Consider the following 16142-nt stretch of genomic DNA (forward strand, 5'->3'; position numbering starts at 1 on the left):
GGGATAGCGTCGGGCGCATGGACGGTGTCCTTGACCGCCGAGGCTGGCTCCCCTGCTACCTCGGCGGGGCGGTGTTCGCCGTGAGCATGGCGGGGACCACCCTGCCGACCCCCCTCTACGGCCTCTACCAGGGCAAGTTCGGCTTCTCCGAGCTGACGGTGACCGTCGTGTACGCCGTGTACGCGTTCGGGGTCCTCGGGGTGCTCCTGCTGGCGGGAAACGCCTCCGACGCGGTGGGCAGACGCCCTGTGCTGCTGTGGGGCCTGGGCTGCGCGGCGGCGAGCGCCGTCTGCTTCCTGTGCGCCACCGCTCCGGGCTGGCTCTTCGCGGGGCGCCTGTTGTCGGGGCTGTCCGCCGGGCTGTTCACCGGGGCGGCCACCGCGTACGTCATGGAGCTGGCGCCCGGGAAGGGCTTGCCCAGGGCCTCGTTCGTGGCGACGGCGGCCAACATGGGCGGCCTGGGCTGCGGGCCGCTGCTCGCCGGGATCCTCGCGCAGTACGCCCCTCGGCCGCTGTACCTGCCGTTCGCCGTGCACCTGGTGCTGCTGGCGGTCTCGGCGGCCGTCCTGTCCCGCCTGGAGGAGACCGTGGGCGAGCGGCGGCCCCTGGACACCGTCCGCCCACAGCGCCCCGGGCTGCCGCCCGGGGTCCGGGCGGTGTTCAGGCCCGCGGCGCTCGCCTCCTTCGTGGGGTTCGCGCTGTTCGGGGTCTTCACCTCGGTCAGTCCCGCGTTCCTCGCGCAGTTCCTGGGCGTGGACAACCACGCCGTGAGCGGGCTGATCGTCGCGCTGGCCTTCTTCGCCTCGGTCGCCGGCCAGTCGGCGGTCGGCGGGATCGGTGTGCGGCGGTCGCTGCCTCTGGGGTGCGCCGGCCTCTTCGGCGGACTGGCGTTGCTCGCGGCAGCGCTGTGGTGGCAGTTGCTGCCCCTGGTCGTGCTGAGCGCGCTCCTGGGCGGCGCGGGCCAGGGGCTGGCTTTCCGGGCCGCCCTGTCCCAGGTGGCCGCGGCTTCGCCCGCGGACCGGCGGGCTGCGGTGATCTCGACGCTGTTCGTGGTGGCGTACGCGGGTATCTCCCTGCCGGTGATCGGCGTGGGCGTCCTCTCGGGCCCCATCGGCCTCCAGGGTGCGGGACTGGCCTTCATCGCGTGCATGGCCGTCCTGGTCACGTCCGCCGGCGTCTACCTCCTGCGACGCCCGGCCGGGAGCGGGGGGTGACCCGGCCTGCTGCGGCCTGTCCGACCCGTCCGACACGGCCGTCCGGTCGCTCTCGTGCGACCGCCGGCGGACAGAGGCCCTGCCTGGACGAAGCAGTTCAGCCGAATACTCTTCACCACCAACCGCTTTGGAATGCAAAGTGACGGCCGGGGAGTGCCCAGCCGCTCGGCTGCCTCCCCGCGTTGCCGAAATGCGGCCACACGGGGGAGGTCATGGGGACACCGTCACCGGACGACGCGGAAAGCGGGCCGACGGCCCACGCGGCCGGCCTGCCGGCGTCGGCCGAGAGTCTGCGGGCCAGGACCCGCGCGCAGATGAGCGGTTCGTGGGTATCCCTTCTCGGCCTGGGCCTACTCGCGCTGCTGGCCGCTCCTGTCGCCCGGTACGCCTTCAACTTCGGAGCTCACGGCCGCAGCGTCCCGTCCTACCCGGCCTTCGCCTATGCCGAACTGACCGGCCTGTGCGTCGTCCATGAACCAGGAACTCCCTGCTCGGCGGGCGAGTTCGACGGAGCTGTGCTGCGCTTCACGGCATGGGGCGTGTGGTAGGCGCTCCTCCCCCTGGCATGGTTCGTCTTCGCTCGCTGGTACCGCCTCCGCGGCGAGTCCCGAGGCCTCGTCCCCCGCCGAAGCGCGTGGATCCGTACGACCGCCACAGCCACCGTGGCGATGACGGCCGCCCTGACAGCGCTGCTGTTCGGCAGGAACCAGCCGTGGGAAGCCGTGGTACTGGAGAACAGCTACGCCTCACCGTGGTACCTGGCCGGCATCGGACTCATCGCGCTCGGCCTGGTCGAGCGCAGCTGGATCGCCGCGGTCGCCGGCGCCTCCCATGCCCTGCTGCTCACCGGCTACCTCGGCGCCTCCTGGGGCAGTGGGTGGCTCCCCTGGCAGCACCCGGCCCACCCCGGCTGGACGGACGGGCCGCAGGCCAAGGCGCTGCTGCTCGCCGCCGTTCTGCTCGTCGCCGGCCTGGCCGAACGGGCGGCGGCCCGCCGCCGTGCCACCCCCGCTGCGGGTACGGCTGCCCCATGACCTTCGGGGGCTCGACCGCTGCGCGAGGTGACGAGGAAGGCCCCCATCCGACCCAGTCGCTGGACGACACCGTCCATCAACGCGTACGGCTCGGCATTCTCACCATCGCCCGCGAGGCGGACCGAGTCGAGTTCGGCTTCCTGAAGAAGCAACTGGCCGTCACGGACGGAAACCTCTCCCGGCACCTGCGCGTGCTGGAGGAGTCAGGTTCGATCACCCTGGAGAAGGGCTACGCCGGCAGGCGCCCCCGGACGTGGATCGTCCTTACCGGCGAAGGCGCACAAGCACTGGGCGCCGAACTGCGCGCCCTGCGCGCGCTCGTCATGCGCCTGGAGACCCCTCGCCCGACCTCGCCCCCGCACGGCGAATGAACGTTACTGCCGGAAGTTGAGGAAAGACCGGTCGGACGCCGGCCGCGCCCCTGATCGGCGCGGTCACCTTCACTCACACAGAAACCCCGCCCGACCTGGTGTTCAATCAGATCGGACGGGGTTTCCCGTCCTGTGGCGGCGCCAGGGTTCGAACCTGGGTAGGCTGAGCCGGCAGATTTACAGTCTGCTCCCTTTGGCCACTCGGGCACACCGCCTGGAACGACGCGTCGGATACCAGTTGGGATCCTTGGCGACGACGTAAACAATACCTGATACCCGGGGGTGCTCCGCCACCCGTTTGATCAGCACCGGGCGCGGGCGTGGGTGACTAGGCTTTGTGCCGTCCCCAACGCATACGACGCAAGGAGCCACACGTCATGGCCGACTCCAGTTTCGACATCGTCTCGAAGGTCGAGCGGCAGGAGGTCGACAACGCCCTCAACCAGGCCGCGAAGGAGATCTCCCAGCGCTTCGACTTCAAGGGTACGGGCGCGTCGATCTCCTGGTCCGGCGAGAAGATCCTGATGGAGGCGAACGGCGAGGAGCGGGTCAAGGCGATCCTCGACATCTTCCAGACCAAGCTGGTCAAGCGCGGGATCTCCCTGAAGTCGCTGGACGCGGGAGAGCCCCAGCTTTCCGGCAAGGAGTACAAGATCTTCGCCTCGATCGAGGAGGGCATCTCCCAGGAGAACGCCAAGAAGGTGGCGAAGATCATCCGCGATGAGGGTCCCAAGGGTGTCAAGGCTCAGGTCCAGGGTGACGAACTGCGGGTCACCTCCAAGAGCCGGGACGACCTGCAGGCGGTACAGGCGCTGATCAAGGGCAAGGACCTCGACTTCGCGGTGCAGTTCGCCAACTACCGGTAGAGCTTTCGCTGCCGTGTGCAGCGGGCCGCGGCGGCGGGGCGGGCGTGCCGGTCGGCACTGCCCGCCCCGTTGCCGTATGCGAAGGGGCTGTGCGGGCAGAGGGGTCAGCGGCGGCCGCGGGAGTGGCCGAAGAGCAGCCGGTAGGCGATCAGCAGGACCAGGGATCCGGCCACGGCTGCGATCCAGGTGGCCGTGTCGTAGAAGTCCGTGCTGATGGGGCGGTCCAGGAAGCGGGACGACAGCCAGCCGCCGAGGAAGGCTCCCACGATGCCGATGAGGGTGGTGCCGATGATGCCCCCGGGGTCGCGACCCGGCAGAAGCAGCTTGGCTATGGCGCCGGCCAGCAGCCCGAGGACGATCCAACTGATGATGCTCATGTTCGCGTTCCTACCCGTCACTTGTTCCTGCAAGCAAGGACGCCTGCGGGAGCGGGTGCGGTTGCCGGCCGGGCGTTCCGATCAGGGGTGACGTACGTCTAGCGGGTGGCGAACGGCTGGTCCGTGCGGACGATCTCCTTGCCGAAGGGCATCAGCGAGACCGGGATGAGCTTGAAGTTCGCGAGGCCCAGCGGGATGCCGATGATCGTGACGCACAGGGCGATGCCGGTGAAGATGTGGCCGAGCGCGAGCCACCAGCCCGCCAGGACCACCCAGAGGACGTTGCCGATGAGGGAGGGACCCCCGGCGTCGTGCCGGTCGACGACGGAGTAGCCGAAGGGCCAGAGCGCGTAGACGCCGATGCGGAACGCGGCCACGCCGAAGGGAATGCCGATGATCGTGATGCAGAGCAGGAGCCCTGCGGCGATGTAGCCGAGGAACATCCAGAGTCCGCACAGAATCAGCCATATGACGTTCAGGATTGTCTTCACGGTCGGTACCCTGCCATCTGCTCGAGTCGGGCGATGCGTTCGGCCATGGGCGGGTGGGTGGAGAACATCTTGGACATGCCCTGGCCGGGACGGAACGGGTTCGCGATCATCATGTGGCTCGCCGTCTCGAGCCGCGGTTCGGGCGGGAGCGGAAGCTGCTTGGTCCCGGCGTCGAGCTTGCGCAGGGCGGACGCCAGGGCGAGCGGGTCGCCGGTGAGCTGGGCCCCCGACGCGTCGGCCTGGTACTCCCGGGAGCGGCTCACCGCGAGCTGGATCACGGACGCGGCGAGCGGACCGAGGATCATGATCAGGAGCATTCCGAGGAGGCCGGGGCCGTCGTCGTCGTCGGACCGGCCCACCGGGATGAGCCACGCGAAGTTGACCAGGAACATGATGACCGAGGCGAGAGCGCCCGCGACGGACGAGATGAGGATGTCGCGGTTGTAGACGTGGCTCAGTTCGTGGCCGAGGACGCCGCGCAGCTCGCGCTCGTCGAGGAGCTGGAGGATCCCTTCGGTGCAGCACACGGCGGCGTTGCGCGGATTTCGGCCGGTGGCGAAGGCATTGGGAGCCTGGGTCGGGGAGATGTAGAGCCGGGGCATGGGCCGGCGCGCCGCGGTCGAGAGCTCTCGTACGGTGCGGTAGAGCTGCGGCGCTTCGAATTCGCTGACCGGACGCGCCCGCATGGCGCGCAGGGCGAGCTTGTCGCTGTTCCAGTACGCGTAGGCGTTGGTGGCGAGCGCGACGAGGAGGGCCACGATCAGGCCGGTCCGTCCGAAGAAGCTGCCGATGACGATGATGAGGGCCGAAAGGCCCCCTAGCAGTGCGGCGGTTTTCAGCCCGTTGTGCCGGCGGTGCACGGTACGCCCTCCAAGTGGTGCAGCAGGGGAACCCTTGCTCGGTGGTGCTCCACTCTTCAGTGGAGCCTCCCGTACTGGTCAACGCGAGGCGAAGGAAGCTAGTTCCCTTGTGCGAGGTGGCCGGAGGCACAGGCGAAGGGGCGGATCCGAGCGGATCCGCCCCTGGGCCGTACGAGTGGATGGGTGGCCCGTACGGGCGGGCGAGGGCCTGCGGTGACGGGTCAGCGCTGGGCGGGGAGCCCTGCTAGCGCGCGGGCTTCCGCGTCCGGCTCGACCTCGCTGGTGCAGTGGGCGCAGCGGGAGGCGATGGAGGGGATCTCGGCGAAGCAGCGGGGGCAGTCGCGGAGGGCGGCCTTGATGTCTGCCTTCTGCTCCTCCTGCTTGGTCGTGAAGCGGTTCTGGACCTTGGCCATGGGGAGGACGACCAGGAAGTAGAGGACCGCTGCGGTGATGAGGAAGGCGATGGCGGCGCTGACGAAGAGGCCGTACGGGAACGTCACGCCGTCGACGCTGTAGGAGGCCTTGCTGAAGTCACCGGTGCCGCGGGTGACGAGGCCGATCAGCGGCACGATGAAGGCGTTGCTGAAGCCCGTGACCACGGCGGTGAAGGCGGATCCCACGGCGAGACCGATGGCCATCGAGACGACGTTCCCGCGGAGGATGAAGTCCTTGAACCCGTTCAGCACCGCTCTGGCTCCTCTTCGCTCTTCGTGCGAGCTCTTCGTGCGTGTTCGTCCTGCGTGCCCATGTGCGTCCCATGTACGTGACGCGTGCACGCATGACCATGCCTTGTGCGTGGCTTCACGGGCAAGCCGGCCGGAGCCGGTCAGAAGAGGCTGACGGCGGCGAAGCGGAGGATGAGCTGGGGCGCACCGGAGAGTGTGATTCCCGCTACGGCGGTGAGAGCGATCGCCAGCGTGAGCGGAGCCGGGACCCGGTGCTTGTGGGCCGGGGGCTCCGTCTCGGCAGCGGTGCCCGCCTCCGGGGCCTTGAAGAGCGCGGCGGTCCACCGGAGGTAGTAGTAGAGCGCGATCACCACGTTGACGGCCATGACGACGGCGAGCCAGCCGAGCCCGGCGTCGACGGCCGAGGAGAAGACCGTGACCTTGGCGAAGAGGCCGATGATGCCGGGCGGGAGGCCTGCCAGGCAGAGCAGGAAGAAGCCCATGGCGAGCGCGGCCAGGGGGCGGGTGGCGTACAGGCCGCGGTAGTCGCTGAGACGGTTGCCGGGGTGGGTGCGGGCGACGAGGGCGGCCACCGCGAAGGCTCCGAGGTTCACCACGGCGTACATGAGCGCATAGGTGACGGTCGAGCCGATCTGTGCGTCGCTGGAGTACGCGGCGGCGGCGATCGGCACGAGGAGGTAACCGGCCTGGCCGACGGAGGACCATGCGAGGAGCCGTACGGCGCTTCGCGCGCGGGTGGCGGTCTGCCGGAGTCCGGCGAGGTTCCCGATGGTCATGGTGAGCGCGGCGAGGACGGCCAGGGCGGGCCCCCAGACGTCGGCGTACGACGGGAAGCCGATCACCGTGACGAGGATGAGGCCGGAGAAGCCGACCGCCTTGCCGACGACCGAGAGGTAGGCGGCGATGGGGAGCGGGGCGCCCACGTAGGTGTCGGGGACCCAGAAGTGGAACGGCGCTGCGGCCGTCTTGAAGGCGAAGCCCACGAGGGTGAGGACGACACCGGCCGCGGCGAGGGTGGAGAACCTGTCCGGTACGTCGTCGAGGCGGGCGGCGATCTCCGTGAGGTGCAGGGTACCGGTGGTCGCGTAGACGAAGCTGACGCCCAGGAGCATGACAGCGGTGGCGACGACGGAGGACAGGAAGAACTTCAGGGCCGCCTCGGAGGAGCGGCGGTCGCCGCGCTTGATCCCGACGAGCGCGAACGCGGGGAGCGAGGCGACTTCGAGGGCGATGACGAGGGTGGCGAGGTCCCGGGCCGCCGGCAGCAGTGCGGCGCCCGCGGCGGAGGCCAGCAGCAGGAACCAGAACTCGCCCGCCGGGAGCCTCCGGGTGTCGCCGACCGAGAGCAGTGCGGTGAGCAGGGCGCCGCCGAGCACGAGGACCTGGATGACGAGCGCGAAGTGGTCGGCGGTGTAGCTGCAGGCCTGGGCCCCGCCGGTGAGACAGAAGGTGGAGCGGTCCCCGGCGCGCAGCGGGACGGTCATGGCGAGGGCGGCGACGAGCCCGGCGACGGCTCCGTAGCCGAGGAGGGGCTTGCGCCGTTCGTCGGTGAAGAGGTCGGCGACGAGGACGAGCAGGGCCACGGACGCCGCGATGACGGGGGGCGCGATCGCGAGCCAGTCGACGGACTGGACGAGGCTCGCCGCCCCGGTTGCGCTGCCGGCTGCCACGGTCACGACTTGCCTCCTGCGAGGAGCTTCTGCACGGCCGGGTCGGTGAGGCCGAGGAGGACGGCGGGCCAGAGTCCGGCGAGGACGGTCAGGGCGGCGAGCGGGGTCCAGGCGGCGAGCTCGTGGCGCTGGATGTCTGCGACCGGGTGCGGCTGCTCGCGGTGCTCGCCCATGCAGACGCGGCGTACGACGATCAGCATGTACGCGGCCGTGAGCAGGGTGCCGAGGGCGCCGACGGACATGAAGGTGAGGAAGGCGGGGCGGCTGAGGCCCTCGGCGGGGTCGAAGGCGCCGAACAGCGTGAGCATCTCGCCCCAGAACCCGGCGAGGCCGGGCAGTCCGAGGGAGGCCACGGCGGCGAAGGCGAGGAGGCCGCCGAGCCGGGGCGCACGGCCGTAGAGAGCGGCTCCGGTGGCTCCGGAGAGGGTGTCGAGGTCCGCCGTGCCGTAGCGGTCCTTGACGGCGCCGACCAGGAAGAACAGCAGGCCGGTGATGAGGCCGTGGGCGATGTTCGCGAAGAGCGCGCCATTCACACCCGTGGGGGTCATGGTCGCGATGCCGAGGAGCACGAAGCCCATGTGGCCCACGGAGGAGTAGGCGATCAGGCGCTTGAGATCGCCCTTGGCCCCGGGGCGGGCGAGGGCGAGGCAGGCGAGGGAGCCGTAGATGATCCCGACGACGGCGAAGGCCGCCAGATACGGCGCGAAGGTCTGCATCCCGTCGGGGGCCACGGGGAGCAGGATGCGGACGAATCCGTATGTACCCATCTTCAGCAGTACGCCGGCGAGGAGGACGGAGCCGACGGTCGGGGCCGCGGTGTGGGCGTCGGGGAGCCAGCTGTGCAGGGGCCACATCGGGGTCTTCACAGCCAGGCCGACCCCGACCGCCAGCACGGCGATGACCTGCACGGATGTGGTGAGGCCACGGCCGTTGTCAGTGGCGAGTGCCACCATGTCGAAGGTGCCGCTCTTCAGTCCGATGAGGAGCAGCCCCAGCAGCATGATCACGGATCCGAGCAGCGTGTAGAGGATGAACTTCCAGGCGGCGGGCTGCTTCCGGTCGCCGCCCCAGCGGGCGATGAGGAAGTACATCGGGATGAGGACCATCTCGAAGGCCAGGAAGAACAGCAGCAGGTCGAGGACGGCGAAGGTCGCGAGGGTGCCGGACTCGAGGACGAGGACGAGAGCGACGAGGGCCTTCGGGGAGGGGCCTGCGGAGGGCTTGAAGTAGCTGTGGAGCGCGCAGAGGAAGGTCAGCAGCGCGGTCAGCACGAGGAGGGGGAGCGAGATGCCGTCGGTGCCGAGATGGATCCGGACGTCGAGTGCCGGGATCCAGCTGATGTCCGTGGTGGCCTGCATCTTCGACGGATGGTCGTGGTCGAAGCCCGCGGCCAGGACGAGCGCGGCGAGGAGTACGGCGCCGGTGACGGTCACGCCGTGGCGGAGGACGGCCTGGTCGGGGTTCCTGCCCTTGAGCCCGGGCGGGGCGGGCAGGAGCGCTGCGGCCGCGCCGAGGAGCGGGGCCACGACGACGAACGCCAGAAGGAACTGCATCACGGATGCGCTGATATCGAGCACGGTTCACGCCCCGGCGTAGACGTTGGCGAAGACGACGGCGGCGATCGCCAGGACAAGGGTTCCGGCGAGCAGCGCGCCGAGGTAGGTCTGCACGTTTCCGGTCTGGACCCGGCGGATCAGGGTGCCGAGGCCGCGGGCGATGCTGGCCGATCCGTGTACGTAGGTGTCGACGACCTCACGGTCCAGGAAGCGGACGAGCTGTGCGGCGGCCCTGACGGGGCGGACGAACAGCGTCGTGCAGAGGGCGTCGAGGTGGAAGCCGGTGACGGCGTGGCGGTGCAGCGGGCCCAGCAGGAACCTGCCGGGATCCGAGGGGTCCGGGGCGTCCGCGATGGTGCCGTACGCAGCGGTGTGCGAGGCGATGGCCTCCGCCTCCACGAGGGCGGGCTCGGCGTCGGGGTGGGCGGCGACCGCGCCGACCGGGGGGCGGTCGGCGAGCGCCGTGGTGTGGCGCCAGGTGCCGTAGGTGACGAGTCCGCCGGCGAGACCGGCACCGGTGGAGAGGACGGCGGTCGTGAGGGAGGGGGTGAGGCTGTGTCCGTCGAACCAGCCGGTGAGGGCGCCGGTGGTGAGGCCGAAGGCGATCGTGGGGGCGGCGAGGACCCAGAGGACGGAGGTCATCGCGACGGGCTGGCGGCCGTGGTCGGGGGCCTGGGGGCCGCGCCCGCGGAAGGCGAGGAGCCACAGCCGGGTGGCGTAGGCGGCGGTGAGGACCGCGGCGGCGAGTCCGGCGACGAGGATCGTCCAGCCGGCCGCGGCGGGCGCGACGTCCCGGTCCCCGAAGGCGGTGTGCTCGGCGGCGACGAGGACGGCTTCCTTGGAGAAGAAACCGGCGAACGGCGGGATGGCGGCGAGCGCGAGGAGGGCGACGGTCATCGTCCAGTAGGCGTCGGGGATGCGCTTGGCCAGCCCGCCCATGCGGGACATGGCGGCGAGTGAGTTCGTTCCGGCCGCATGGATGACGACGCCCGCCGCGAGGAAGAGGACGGCCTTGAACGCACCGTGCGACAGGAGGTGGAAGACGGCGGCTCCGCGGTCGCCGACGGCCAGGGCGCCGGACATGTAGCCGAGCTGGCCGATCGTCGAGTAGGCGAGGACGCGCTTGATGTCGTCCTGTGCGAGTGCGGCGAGTCCGGAGCCGATCATCGTAACGGCCGCCATGACGGCGAGGACGACGAGTGCGGCGCCGGAGGCGGCGAAGACGGGGAGGAGCCGCGCCACGAAGTAGATGCCGGCGGCGACCATCGTCGCCGCGTGGATCAGCGCGGAGACGGGGGTGGGGCCGGCCATCGCGTCGGGCAGCCAGGTGTGCAGGGGGAACTGCGCGGACTTGCCCGCGACGCCGGCCAGGAGCAGCAGGGCGATGAGGGTGGGGTGGTCGAGTCCGCCGTGGGCGACGGCGGCCAGGATGCCGGTGATGCGGAAGGTGCCGGTGTCCACGGCGAGCGCGAACAGGCCGATGAGGAAGGGGACGTCACCGAGTTTGGTGACGAGGAACGCCTTGAGGGAGGCGGCGCGGGCTTCGGGGGTCTCCCAGTAGTGGCCGACGAGGAAGTACGAGCAGATGCCCATGACCTCCCAGCCGACCAGGAGGACCATCAGGTCGCCCGAGTAGACGACAAGCAGCATCGCGGAGGTGAAGAGGGAGACGAGCGCCGCGTACGAGGGGTAGCGGGCGTCGTTCTTCAGGTACGCCGTCGAGTAGATCTGTACGCAGGTGGCGACGAGTCCGACGAGGACGGCGACGAGGACGGCGAAACCGTCCAGATGCAGGGCCAGGTCGATCGGGACCGAGCCTGTGGGAGTCAGCTGGGTCGCGGCGTCGACGGGTCGGCCGCCCCCCTGGCGTACTGCGACGACGACGGCGAGGAGGGCGGCGGCGAGGGTCGGCAGGACGGCGAGGGGACGGACGAAGCCGGGCGCGGTCCGGCCGAGGAGCAGCCCTGCGGCGGCACCCAGGAAGGGAAGGAGAGGGACGAGGGCGGCGAGGGTCGTGGTGGTCACGCGGTGGCCTCTGCCTTCTTTGCCTTCCCTGCCGGAGCAGTGGCCTGGTCTGCGGTGGTGTCCCGGGCGGCGTCGGCGTCGGGCAGCGTTTCGGCGGCGTCGGTCTCCGCGGTGTCGCGGAGGCGGTCGATGTCCGAGCTGCCGCGGTTGCGGTAGACGGCCAGGACGATCGCGAGGCCGATGCCGATCTCGGCGGCCGCGACGGCGATCGTGAAGAGGGTGAGGGCCTGGCCGGCGTGGAGTGCGTCGCGGAGCCAGACGTCGAAGGCGACCAGGTTGAGGTTGACGGCGTTGAGCATGAGCTCGACGGACATCAGGACGAGGATCGCGTTACGGCGGGCGAGTACTCCGTACAGGCCCGTGCAGAAGAGGAGGACGGCGAGGACTGCGGGATAGGCGAGGTGCATCAGCTCCGGTCCTCCCGGTTCGCGGCCGGACGCACCTGCCGGTCCTGCTCGGCCGGCGGGGCCTGCGTGGCCTTCCGGCCCCTGTCGTCCTTGCCGTCCTTGCGGGAGAGCACGATCGCGCCCACGAGCGCGGCGAGGAGCAGGACAGAGAGCGCTTCGAAGGGAAGCACCCAGTGACGGAAGAGGAATTCTCCGGAGGCCCTGGTGGAGCCCTGGGCGGGGCCGTCCAGGTCGATCCAGGTGGTGCGGAAGGCATCCACGACGACCCAGACGAGGGCGGCGGCGGAGGCGACTGCGGCACCGAGCGCGATCCAGCGGTTGCCCGAGTCGGCGTCGGGGGAACGGCCGATGGGGGCTCTGGTGAGCATCAGCCCGAAGAGGAGGAGGACCACGATGGAGCCGACGTAGATCAGGACCTGGACCCACGCGATGAACTCGGCCGTGAGCAGGAGGTACTCCACCGCTATGCCGCCGAGCGCCACGACGAGCCAGAGGGCCGCGTGAACGAGTTGCTTGGTCGTCACGGTGATGAGGGCTGCGCCGAGTGTGGCGAGCCCCACCAGGAGGAAGGCGATCTCGACGCCGGTCGGTGAGAGGAAGCCGGGGTGTCCGGCGCTAGCCGCGAGGGTCACTCCTGTCCCTCCTGTTCCGCTGTCGGGCCCGGCCGGGCTCCTTGGTCTGCCTGGGCCTCCTGGGCCTCTCGCTCCTCCTGGGCCCGGAGCTTGTCGGCCGTCTTGCGGGCGGCAGCGATCTCCTTGGGCTCCTCTGCTCCCGGGTCGAGCGCGGGGGGCTCGGGAACGGTCCACATCCACTCGCGGAGTTTGTCGCGCTCGTGGGTGAGTTCGTGGATGTCCGTCTCCGCGTACTCGAACTCGGGCGACCAGAACAGAGCGTCGAAGGGGCACACCTCGATGCAGATACCGCAGTACATGCACAGGGCGAAGTCGATCGCGAAGCGGTCCAGGACGTTGCGGCTGCGCTCGCGGCCCCCGGGGGCGGCCGGGGGCACCGTTTCCTTGTGGGAGTCGATGTAGATGCACCAGTCGGGGCATTCACGGGCGCAGAGCATGCAGACCGTGCAGTTCTCCTCGAACAGCCCGATGACACCCCGGGTGCGGGGCGGCAGTTCGGGCTGGACGTCCGGGTACTGCGCGGTGACCGTGCGCTTCGTCATGGTCCGCAGGGTGACGGCGAGACCCTTGGCCAGGCCTGAGCCGGGGATCGGGGGCACTAGTGGATCGCCACCTTCACGATGCCGGTGAGCGCGATCTGCGCGAGAGCGAGGGGAATGAGCGTGGTCCAGGCGAGCTTCTGCAGCTGGTCCTCGCGCAGGCGGGGGTAGGTGACCCGGAGCCAGATGACGACGAACGCGAGAAGACCGGTCTTGAGCAGGGTCCAGACCCAGCCGAGTCCGTCGGCGCCCCACGGTCCGTGCCAGCCGCCGAGGAAGAGCACGGTCGTCAGACCGCACAGGACGACGATTCCGGCGTACTCGGCCAGCAGGAACAGGGCGAAGCGGAGGCCCGTGTACTCGGTGTACGCACCGAAGATGATCTCTGAATCGGCGACCGGCATGTCGAAGGGCGGGCGCTGGAGTTCGGCGAGCCCCGCCACGAAGAAGACCACGGCGCCGACGATCTGCCAGGGCAGCCACCACCACTCGAAGGCGTTGAGGATGCCGGGGAGCGAGACGGTACCGGCGGCCATGGCGACGGAGGCGGCGGCGAGCAGCATCGGCAGTTCGTACGCGAGCAGCTGCGCGGCGGTGCGGAGACCTCCGAGGAGGGAGAACTTGTTGGCCGAGGCCCAGCCCGCCATCAGCGAGCCGAGCACGCCGACGCCCATGACCGCCAGTACGAAGAAGATGCCCGCGTCGACGACCTGGCCGACCGCTCCCTCGCCGGGGCCGATCGGGACGGCGACGAGTACGAGGAGGTACGGAAGCAGGGCGACGGCGGGTGCCAGCTGGAAGATGCGGCGGTCCGCCTCGGCCGGTACGACGTCTTCCTTCTGCGCGAACTTCACCCCGTCAGCGACGAGCTGGGCCCATCCGTGGAACCCGCCTGCGTGCATCGGGCCGAGGCGGCCCTGCATGTGGGCCATGACCTTGTGTTCGGCCTGTCCCACGACGAGCGGAACCACCATGAACACGGCGAAGACGATGACGAGGCGGAGGGCGACGTCGAGTACGTCGTTCACGCGGTATCGCCTCCTGCGGGACGCTCGGGATGACCGGACCCGGCGGAACCGCCGGTCGGAGACGAGGGGCCGGGCTCGGGCGCAGGTGCCTGCCCCGACTCCGTAGCCTGCTCGGGCGCAGGGCCGGGCTCAGGCGCAGGTGTCTGCTCGGACGCAGGACCGGGCTCGGACGCAGGACCGGGCTCGGACGCAGGACCGGGCTCGGGCGCAGGTGCCTGCCCCGACTCCGTAGCCTGCTCGGGCGCAGGACCGGGCTCAGGCGCAGGGCCGGGCTCGGGCGCAGGGCCGGGCTCAGGCGCAGGGCCGGGCTCCGTAGCCTGCTCGGGTTCCTGTGCCGGATCCTTCCGGGAGTCGTCGAAGGCGGGGCGCGCGTCGTGCCAGGGGGCATCCGCGCTGCCGGCCGCCCGCTTGCGTCCGGCGGCGTCCACGTCCGTCGCGGCGGCGTCCGTCGCACCGGCCGGAGGTGTGGGTGTCGCTGCCGGGCCGGTGGCCTGGCTCGCGGAGCCCTGGGAGGCGCTGCGGCTGCGGCGCGGCGGCGCCGCCTGCGGGGCCTGGGCGGCCTCCGGTCGCTGCGCCGCCGAGCCCTCGCTCGCGCTGCGGGCCCGGCGCACCGGACGGTCGCCCGCCGCGCGCGCCCCGCGGGCCGGGCGGGCCGGGGCGGGTGGCAGCTGGCCCTTGAGCGGACCCCATTCGTTCGGATCCGGCACCCCGGGCGGCAGCATGGTGCGCCGCTTGGGCCCGCCGTGTTCGGACTCGCCCGGCTCCTTCGCGCCCGGCCAGGCCTTGGCTACCCGGGCCGCCAGGACGAAGTCCTTGCGCAGCGGGTGGCCCTCGAAGCTCTCGGGCAGCAGCAGCGGGACGAGATGCGGATGGTCCTCGAAGGCGATGCCGAACATCTCGTACGTCTCGCGCTCGTGCCACGCGGCGCCCGCGTAGACGCCGACGGCGGTGGGCAGGGCCGCCGCGTCGTGCGGGACGGTCGTGCGGAGCAGCAGGCGCCGGACCGTACCGCCGCCGACGGCCGCCACATGGGCGCAGACGCGGAAGCCGGTGCCCGGTTCGTCGACGGCGCTCAGCCAGTCGAAATAGGTGCAGCCCAACTCGTCGCGGGCCGTTTCGAGGGCGGCGGTCCAGGACGCGGCGGGGACGTCGACGGTCAGCAGGTCGTACGCGTGCGCGGCGGTGGCGTCCGGGCCGAAGACGTCGGTCACGGCGTCGGGCAGCCGGTCGTAGGTGTCCGGGGCGGTCACGTCCGCTCCTCCCCCGGCGTCTTCGGGGCTGCGACGAGACCGCTGCGCAGGGCGGCGGCCGAGGGGCGGTCCGTGTCCTCGGTGGCGTACCGCTCGGCGAGCGATTCGCGGGCGATCTTCTCCTGGAGCTTGAGGATGCCCTGGAGGAGCGCCTCGGGCCGGGGCGGGCAGCCGGGCACGTACACGTCGACGGGGATGATCTGGTCGACGCCCTTCGTCACGGAGTACGAATCCCAGTAAGGCCCACCGCAGTTGGAGCAGGCGCCGAAGGAGATGACGTACTTCGGCTCGGGCATCTGCTCGTAGAGCCGCTTCACGGCCGGGGCCATCTTGTCCGTCACCGTGCCGGACACGACCATCAGGTCGGCCTGCCGGGGGCCGGGTGCGAACGGGATGACGCCGAGCCGGATGAAGTCGTGCCGTGCCATGGAGGCGGCGATGAATTCGATGGCGCAGCAGGCGAGTCCGAAGTTGAAGACCCAGAGGCTGTAGCGGCGCCCCCAGTTGAGCACCACCTTCATCGGTTCGGGCGCGAGCCGGGACAGCACGCCGAGCTTCTTGGGCTCGGGCAGGCGCGTCGGGTCGGGCAGCGACACGGGGGGTTCGGGGTTCGGCCGGCTCGTCACGCCCATTCGAGGACGCCCTTCTTCCATGCGTAGAGCAGTCCCACGGCCAGGAAACCGAGGAAGATGAACATCTCCACCAGCGTCGTCGCCCCGTATCCCGGGGCCGCGAACACCGTCGCCCACGGGAAGAGGAAGATCGAGTCGACGGCGAAGATCACGTACAGGAAGGCGTACACGTAATAGCGAACCTGGGTGTGGGCCCAGCCCTCCCCCACGGGGTCCACGCCGCACTCGTACGTGAGGAGTTTCTCCGGCGTCGGGACCACGGGCCTCAGCAGCCGGCCGGCCCCGAAGGCGACGGCGACGAACAGCACACCGACCACGGCGAGCAGTCCGACCACTGAGTAGCTCTGGAAGTAGTCCGACGCGAGAACGGTCGGTCCCGGCACGTCCGCCACGTCCGCCCCTCGCTCCCTCAACCTGTTCGACGGTCTGTACGCACGGGAGTCTAGGCCCTGTCAAAGAGACGGTGGGCAGCCCCGTCGCACAACAGGCGGGGCGGGAGGAGAC

Annotated in this window: 19 protein-coding genes and 1 tRNA gene; 5 read left to right on the top strand and 15 right to left on the bottom strand. The window is 70.7% G+C overall.

Features of this window, described 5'->3' with window-relative positions; genetic code table 11:
* Nucleotides 1-17 precede the first annotated feature (17 nt).
* The 4 genes from ACF1FZ_RS02160 (at nucleotide 18) to ACF1FZ_RS02175 (ending at nucleotide 2619) form a co-directional block, all read left to right on the top strand.
* A complete protein-coding gene (locus tag ACF1FZ_RS02160) occupies nucleotides 18-1214 on the top strand; it encodes an MFS transporter (RefSeq protein ID WP_391771435.1) in 1197 nt (398 codons plus the stop codon).
* 212 nt (nucleotides 1215-1426) lie between these two features.
* Nucleotides 1427-1762 (top strand): hypothetical protein, encoded by a 336-nt coding sequence (locus tag ACF1FZ_RS02165; RefSeq protein WP_391771436.1) that lies wholly within the window; start codon nucleotides 1427-1429, stop codon nucleotides 1760-1762.
* 120 nt (nucleotides 1763-1882) lie between these two features.
* The gene (locus tag ACF1FZ_RS02170; RefSeq protein WP_391771437.1) at nucleotides 1883-2248 is read left to right on the top strand and encodes a hypothetical protein; all 366 of its coding nucleotides are present in this window, start codon (nucleotides 1883-1885) and stop codon (nucleotides 2246-2248) included.
* On the top strand, nucleotides 2245-2619 hold the full coding sequence (locus ACF1FZ_RS02175) for a transcriptional regulator (protein ID WP_391771438.1): 375 nt from the start codon (nucleotides 2245-2247) through the stop codon (nucleotides 2617-2619). The genes ACF1FZ_RS02170 and ACF1FZ_RS02175 overlap by 4 nt, the downstream gene beginning before the upstream one ends.
* Nucleotides 2620-2752: 133 nt before the next feature.
* Here the strand turns inward: ACF1FZ_RS02175 and ACF1FZ_RS02180 are convergent.
* Nucleotides 2753-2834, bottom strand: a tRNA-Tyr gene (locus ACF1FZ_RS02180).
* 162 nt (nucleotides 2835-2996) lie between these two features.
* On the opposite strand from ACF1FZ_RS02180, the gene ACF1FZ_RS02185 reads away from it, so the two are divergent.
* The gene (locus ACF1FZ_RS02185; protein ID WP_325747776.1) at nucleotides 2997-3485 is read left to right on the top strand and encodes a YajQ family cyclic di-GMP-binding protein; all 489 of its coding nucleotides are present in this window, start codon (nucleotides 2997-2999) and stop codon (nucleotides 3483-3485) included.
* A gap of 104 nt (nucleotides 3486-3589) precedes the next feature.
* Here ACF1FZ_RS02185 and ACF1FZ_RS02190 read toward each other — a convergent pair whose 3' ends face one another.
* The 14 genes from ACF1FZ_RS02190 to ACF1FZ_RS02255 form a co-directional block, all read right to left on the bottom strand.
* Nucleotides 3590-3862 carry a GlsB/YeaQ/YmgE family stress response membrane protein gene (locus ACF1FZ_RS02190; RefSeq protein ID WP_391771439.1) on the bottom strand — a complete coding sequence of 91 codons (273 nt, stop codon included), beginning with the start codon at nucleotides 3860-3862 and terminating at the stop codon, nucleotides 3590-3592.
* A gap of 98 nt (nucleotides 3863-3960) precedes the next feature.
* On the bottom strand, nucleotides 3961-4353 hold the full coding sequence (locus ACF1FZ_RS02195) for a YccF domain-containing protein (RefSeq protein WP_391771440.1): 393 nt from the start codon (nucleotides 4351-4353) through the stop codon (nucleotides 3961-3963).
* Nucleotides 4350-5213, bottom strand: a complete 864-nt coding sequence (gene htpX / locus ACF1FZ_RS02200; protein WP_391771441.1) for a zinc metalloprotease HtpX — start codon at nucleotides 5211-5213, stop codon at nucleotides 4350-4352. The genes ACF1FZ_RS02195 and htpX overlap by 4 nt, the downstream gene beginning before the upstream one ends.
* Nucleotides 5214-5434: 221 nt before the next feature.
* Nucleotides 5435-5899 carry a large conductance mechanosensitive channel protein MscL gene (gene mscL, locus ACF1FZ_RS02205; RefSeq protein ID WP_391771442.1) on the bottom strand — a complete coding sequence of 155 codons (465 nt, stop codon included), beginning with the start codon at nucleotides 5897-5899 and terminating at the stop codon, nucleotides 5435-5437.
* A 140-nt stretch (nucleotides 5900-6039) separates the two neighbouring features.
* Entirely contained in the window at nucleotides 6040-7575 is a 1536-nt protein-coding gene (locus tag ACF1FZ_RS02210; protein ID WP_391771443.1) for an NADH-quinone oxidoreductase subunit N, read from the bottom strand.
* Nucleotides 7572-9122, bottom strand: a complete 1551-nt coding sequence (locus ACF1FZ_RS02215; protein WP_391771797.1) for a NuoM family protein — start codon at nucleotides 9120-9122, stop codon at nucleotides 7572-7574. Before ACF1FZ_RS02215 ends, ACF1FZ_RS02210 begins: the two co-directional genes overlap by 4 nt.
* Before the next feature lie 27 nt (nucleotides 9123-9149).
* Nucleotides 9150-11150, bottom strand: coding sequence for an NADH-quinone oxidoreductase subunit L (locus tag ACF1FZ_RS02220; RefSeq protein ID WP_391771444.1), 2001 nt, complete (start codon nucleotides 11148-11150; stop codon nucleotides 9150-9152).
* A complete protein-coding gene (gene nuoK / locus ACF1FZ_RS02225; RefSeq protein WP_391771445.1) occupies nucleotides 11147-11557 on the bottom strand; it encodes an NADH-quinone oxidoreductase subunit NuoK in 411 nt (136 codons plus the stop codon). The genes ACF1FZ_RS02220 and nuoK overlap by 4 nt, the downstream gene beginning before the upstream one ends.
* Nucleotides 11557-12189, bottom strand: coding sequence for an NADH-quinone oxidoreductase subunit J (locus ACF1FZ_RS02230; RefSeq protein ID WP_391771446.1), 633 nt, complete (start codon nucleotides 12187-12189; stop codon nucleotides 11557-11559). The genes nuoK and ACF1FZ_RS02230 overlap by 1 nt, the downstream gene beginning before the upstream one ends.
* Nucleotides 12186-12788: a NuoI/complex I 23 kDa subunit family protein gene (locus ACF1FZ_RS02235; RefSeq protein ID WP_391771447.1), complete on the bottom strand. Its 603-nt coding sequence runs from the start codon at nucleotides 12786-12788 to the stop codon at nucleotides 12186-12188. Before ACF1FZ_RS02235 ends, ACF1FZ_RS02230 begins: the two co-directional genes overlap by 4 nt.
* Nucleotides 12788-13756, bottom strand: coding sequence for an NADH-quinone oxidoreductase subunit H (locus tag ACF1FZ_RS02240; protein ID WP_391771448.1), 969 nt, complete (start codon nucleotides 13754-13756; stop codon nucleotides 12788-12790). Before ACF1FZ_RS02240 ends, ACF1FZ_RS02235 begins: the two co-directional genes overlap by 1 nt.
* Nucleotides 13753-15006, bottom strand: coding sequence for an NADH-quinone oxidoreductase subunit C (locus ACF1FZ_RS02245; protein ID WP_391771449.1), 1254 nt, complete (start codon nucleotides 15004-15006; stop codon nucleotides 13753-13755). The genes ACF1FZ_RS02240 and ACF1FZ_RS02245 overlap by 4 nt, the downstream gene beginning before the upstream one ends.
* Nucleotides 15003-15638, bottom strand: coding sequence for an NADH-quinone oxidoreductase subunit B (locus ACF1FZ_RS02250; RefSeq protein WP_391771450.1), 636 nt, complete (start codon nucleotides 15636-15638; stop codon nucleotides 15003-15005). The genes ACF1FZ_RS02245 and ACF1FZ_RS02250 overlap by 4 nt, the downstream gene beginning before the upstream one ends.
* On the bottom strand, nucleotides 15629-16030 hold the full coding sequence (locus ACF1FZ_RS02255; RefSeq protein WP_033297557.1) for an NADH-quinone oxidoreductase subunit A: 402 nt from the start codon (nucleotides 16028-16030) through the stop codon (nucleotides 15629-15631). Before ACF1FZ_RS02255 ends, ACF1FZ_RS02250 begins: the two co-directional genes overlap by 10 nt.
* Between the last annotated feature and the right edge of the window lie 112 nt (nucleotides 16031-16142).

The organism is Streptomyces sp. NPDC014623, assembly GCF_043088245.1.
In the GTDB taxonomy this organism is placed as follows: domain Bacteria; phylum Actinomycetota; class Actinomycetes; order Streptomycetales; family Streptomycetaceae; genus Streptomyces.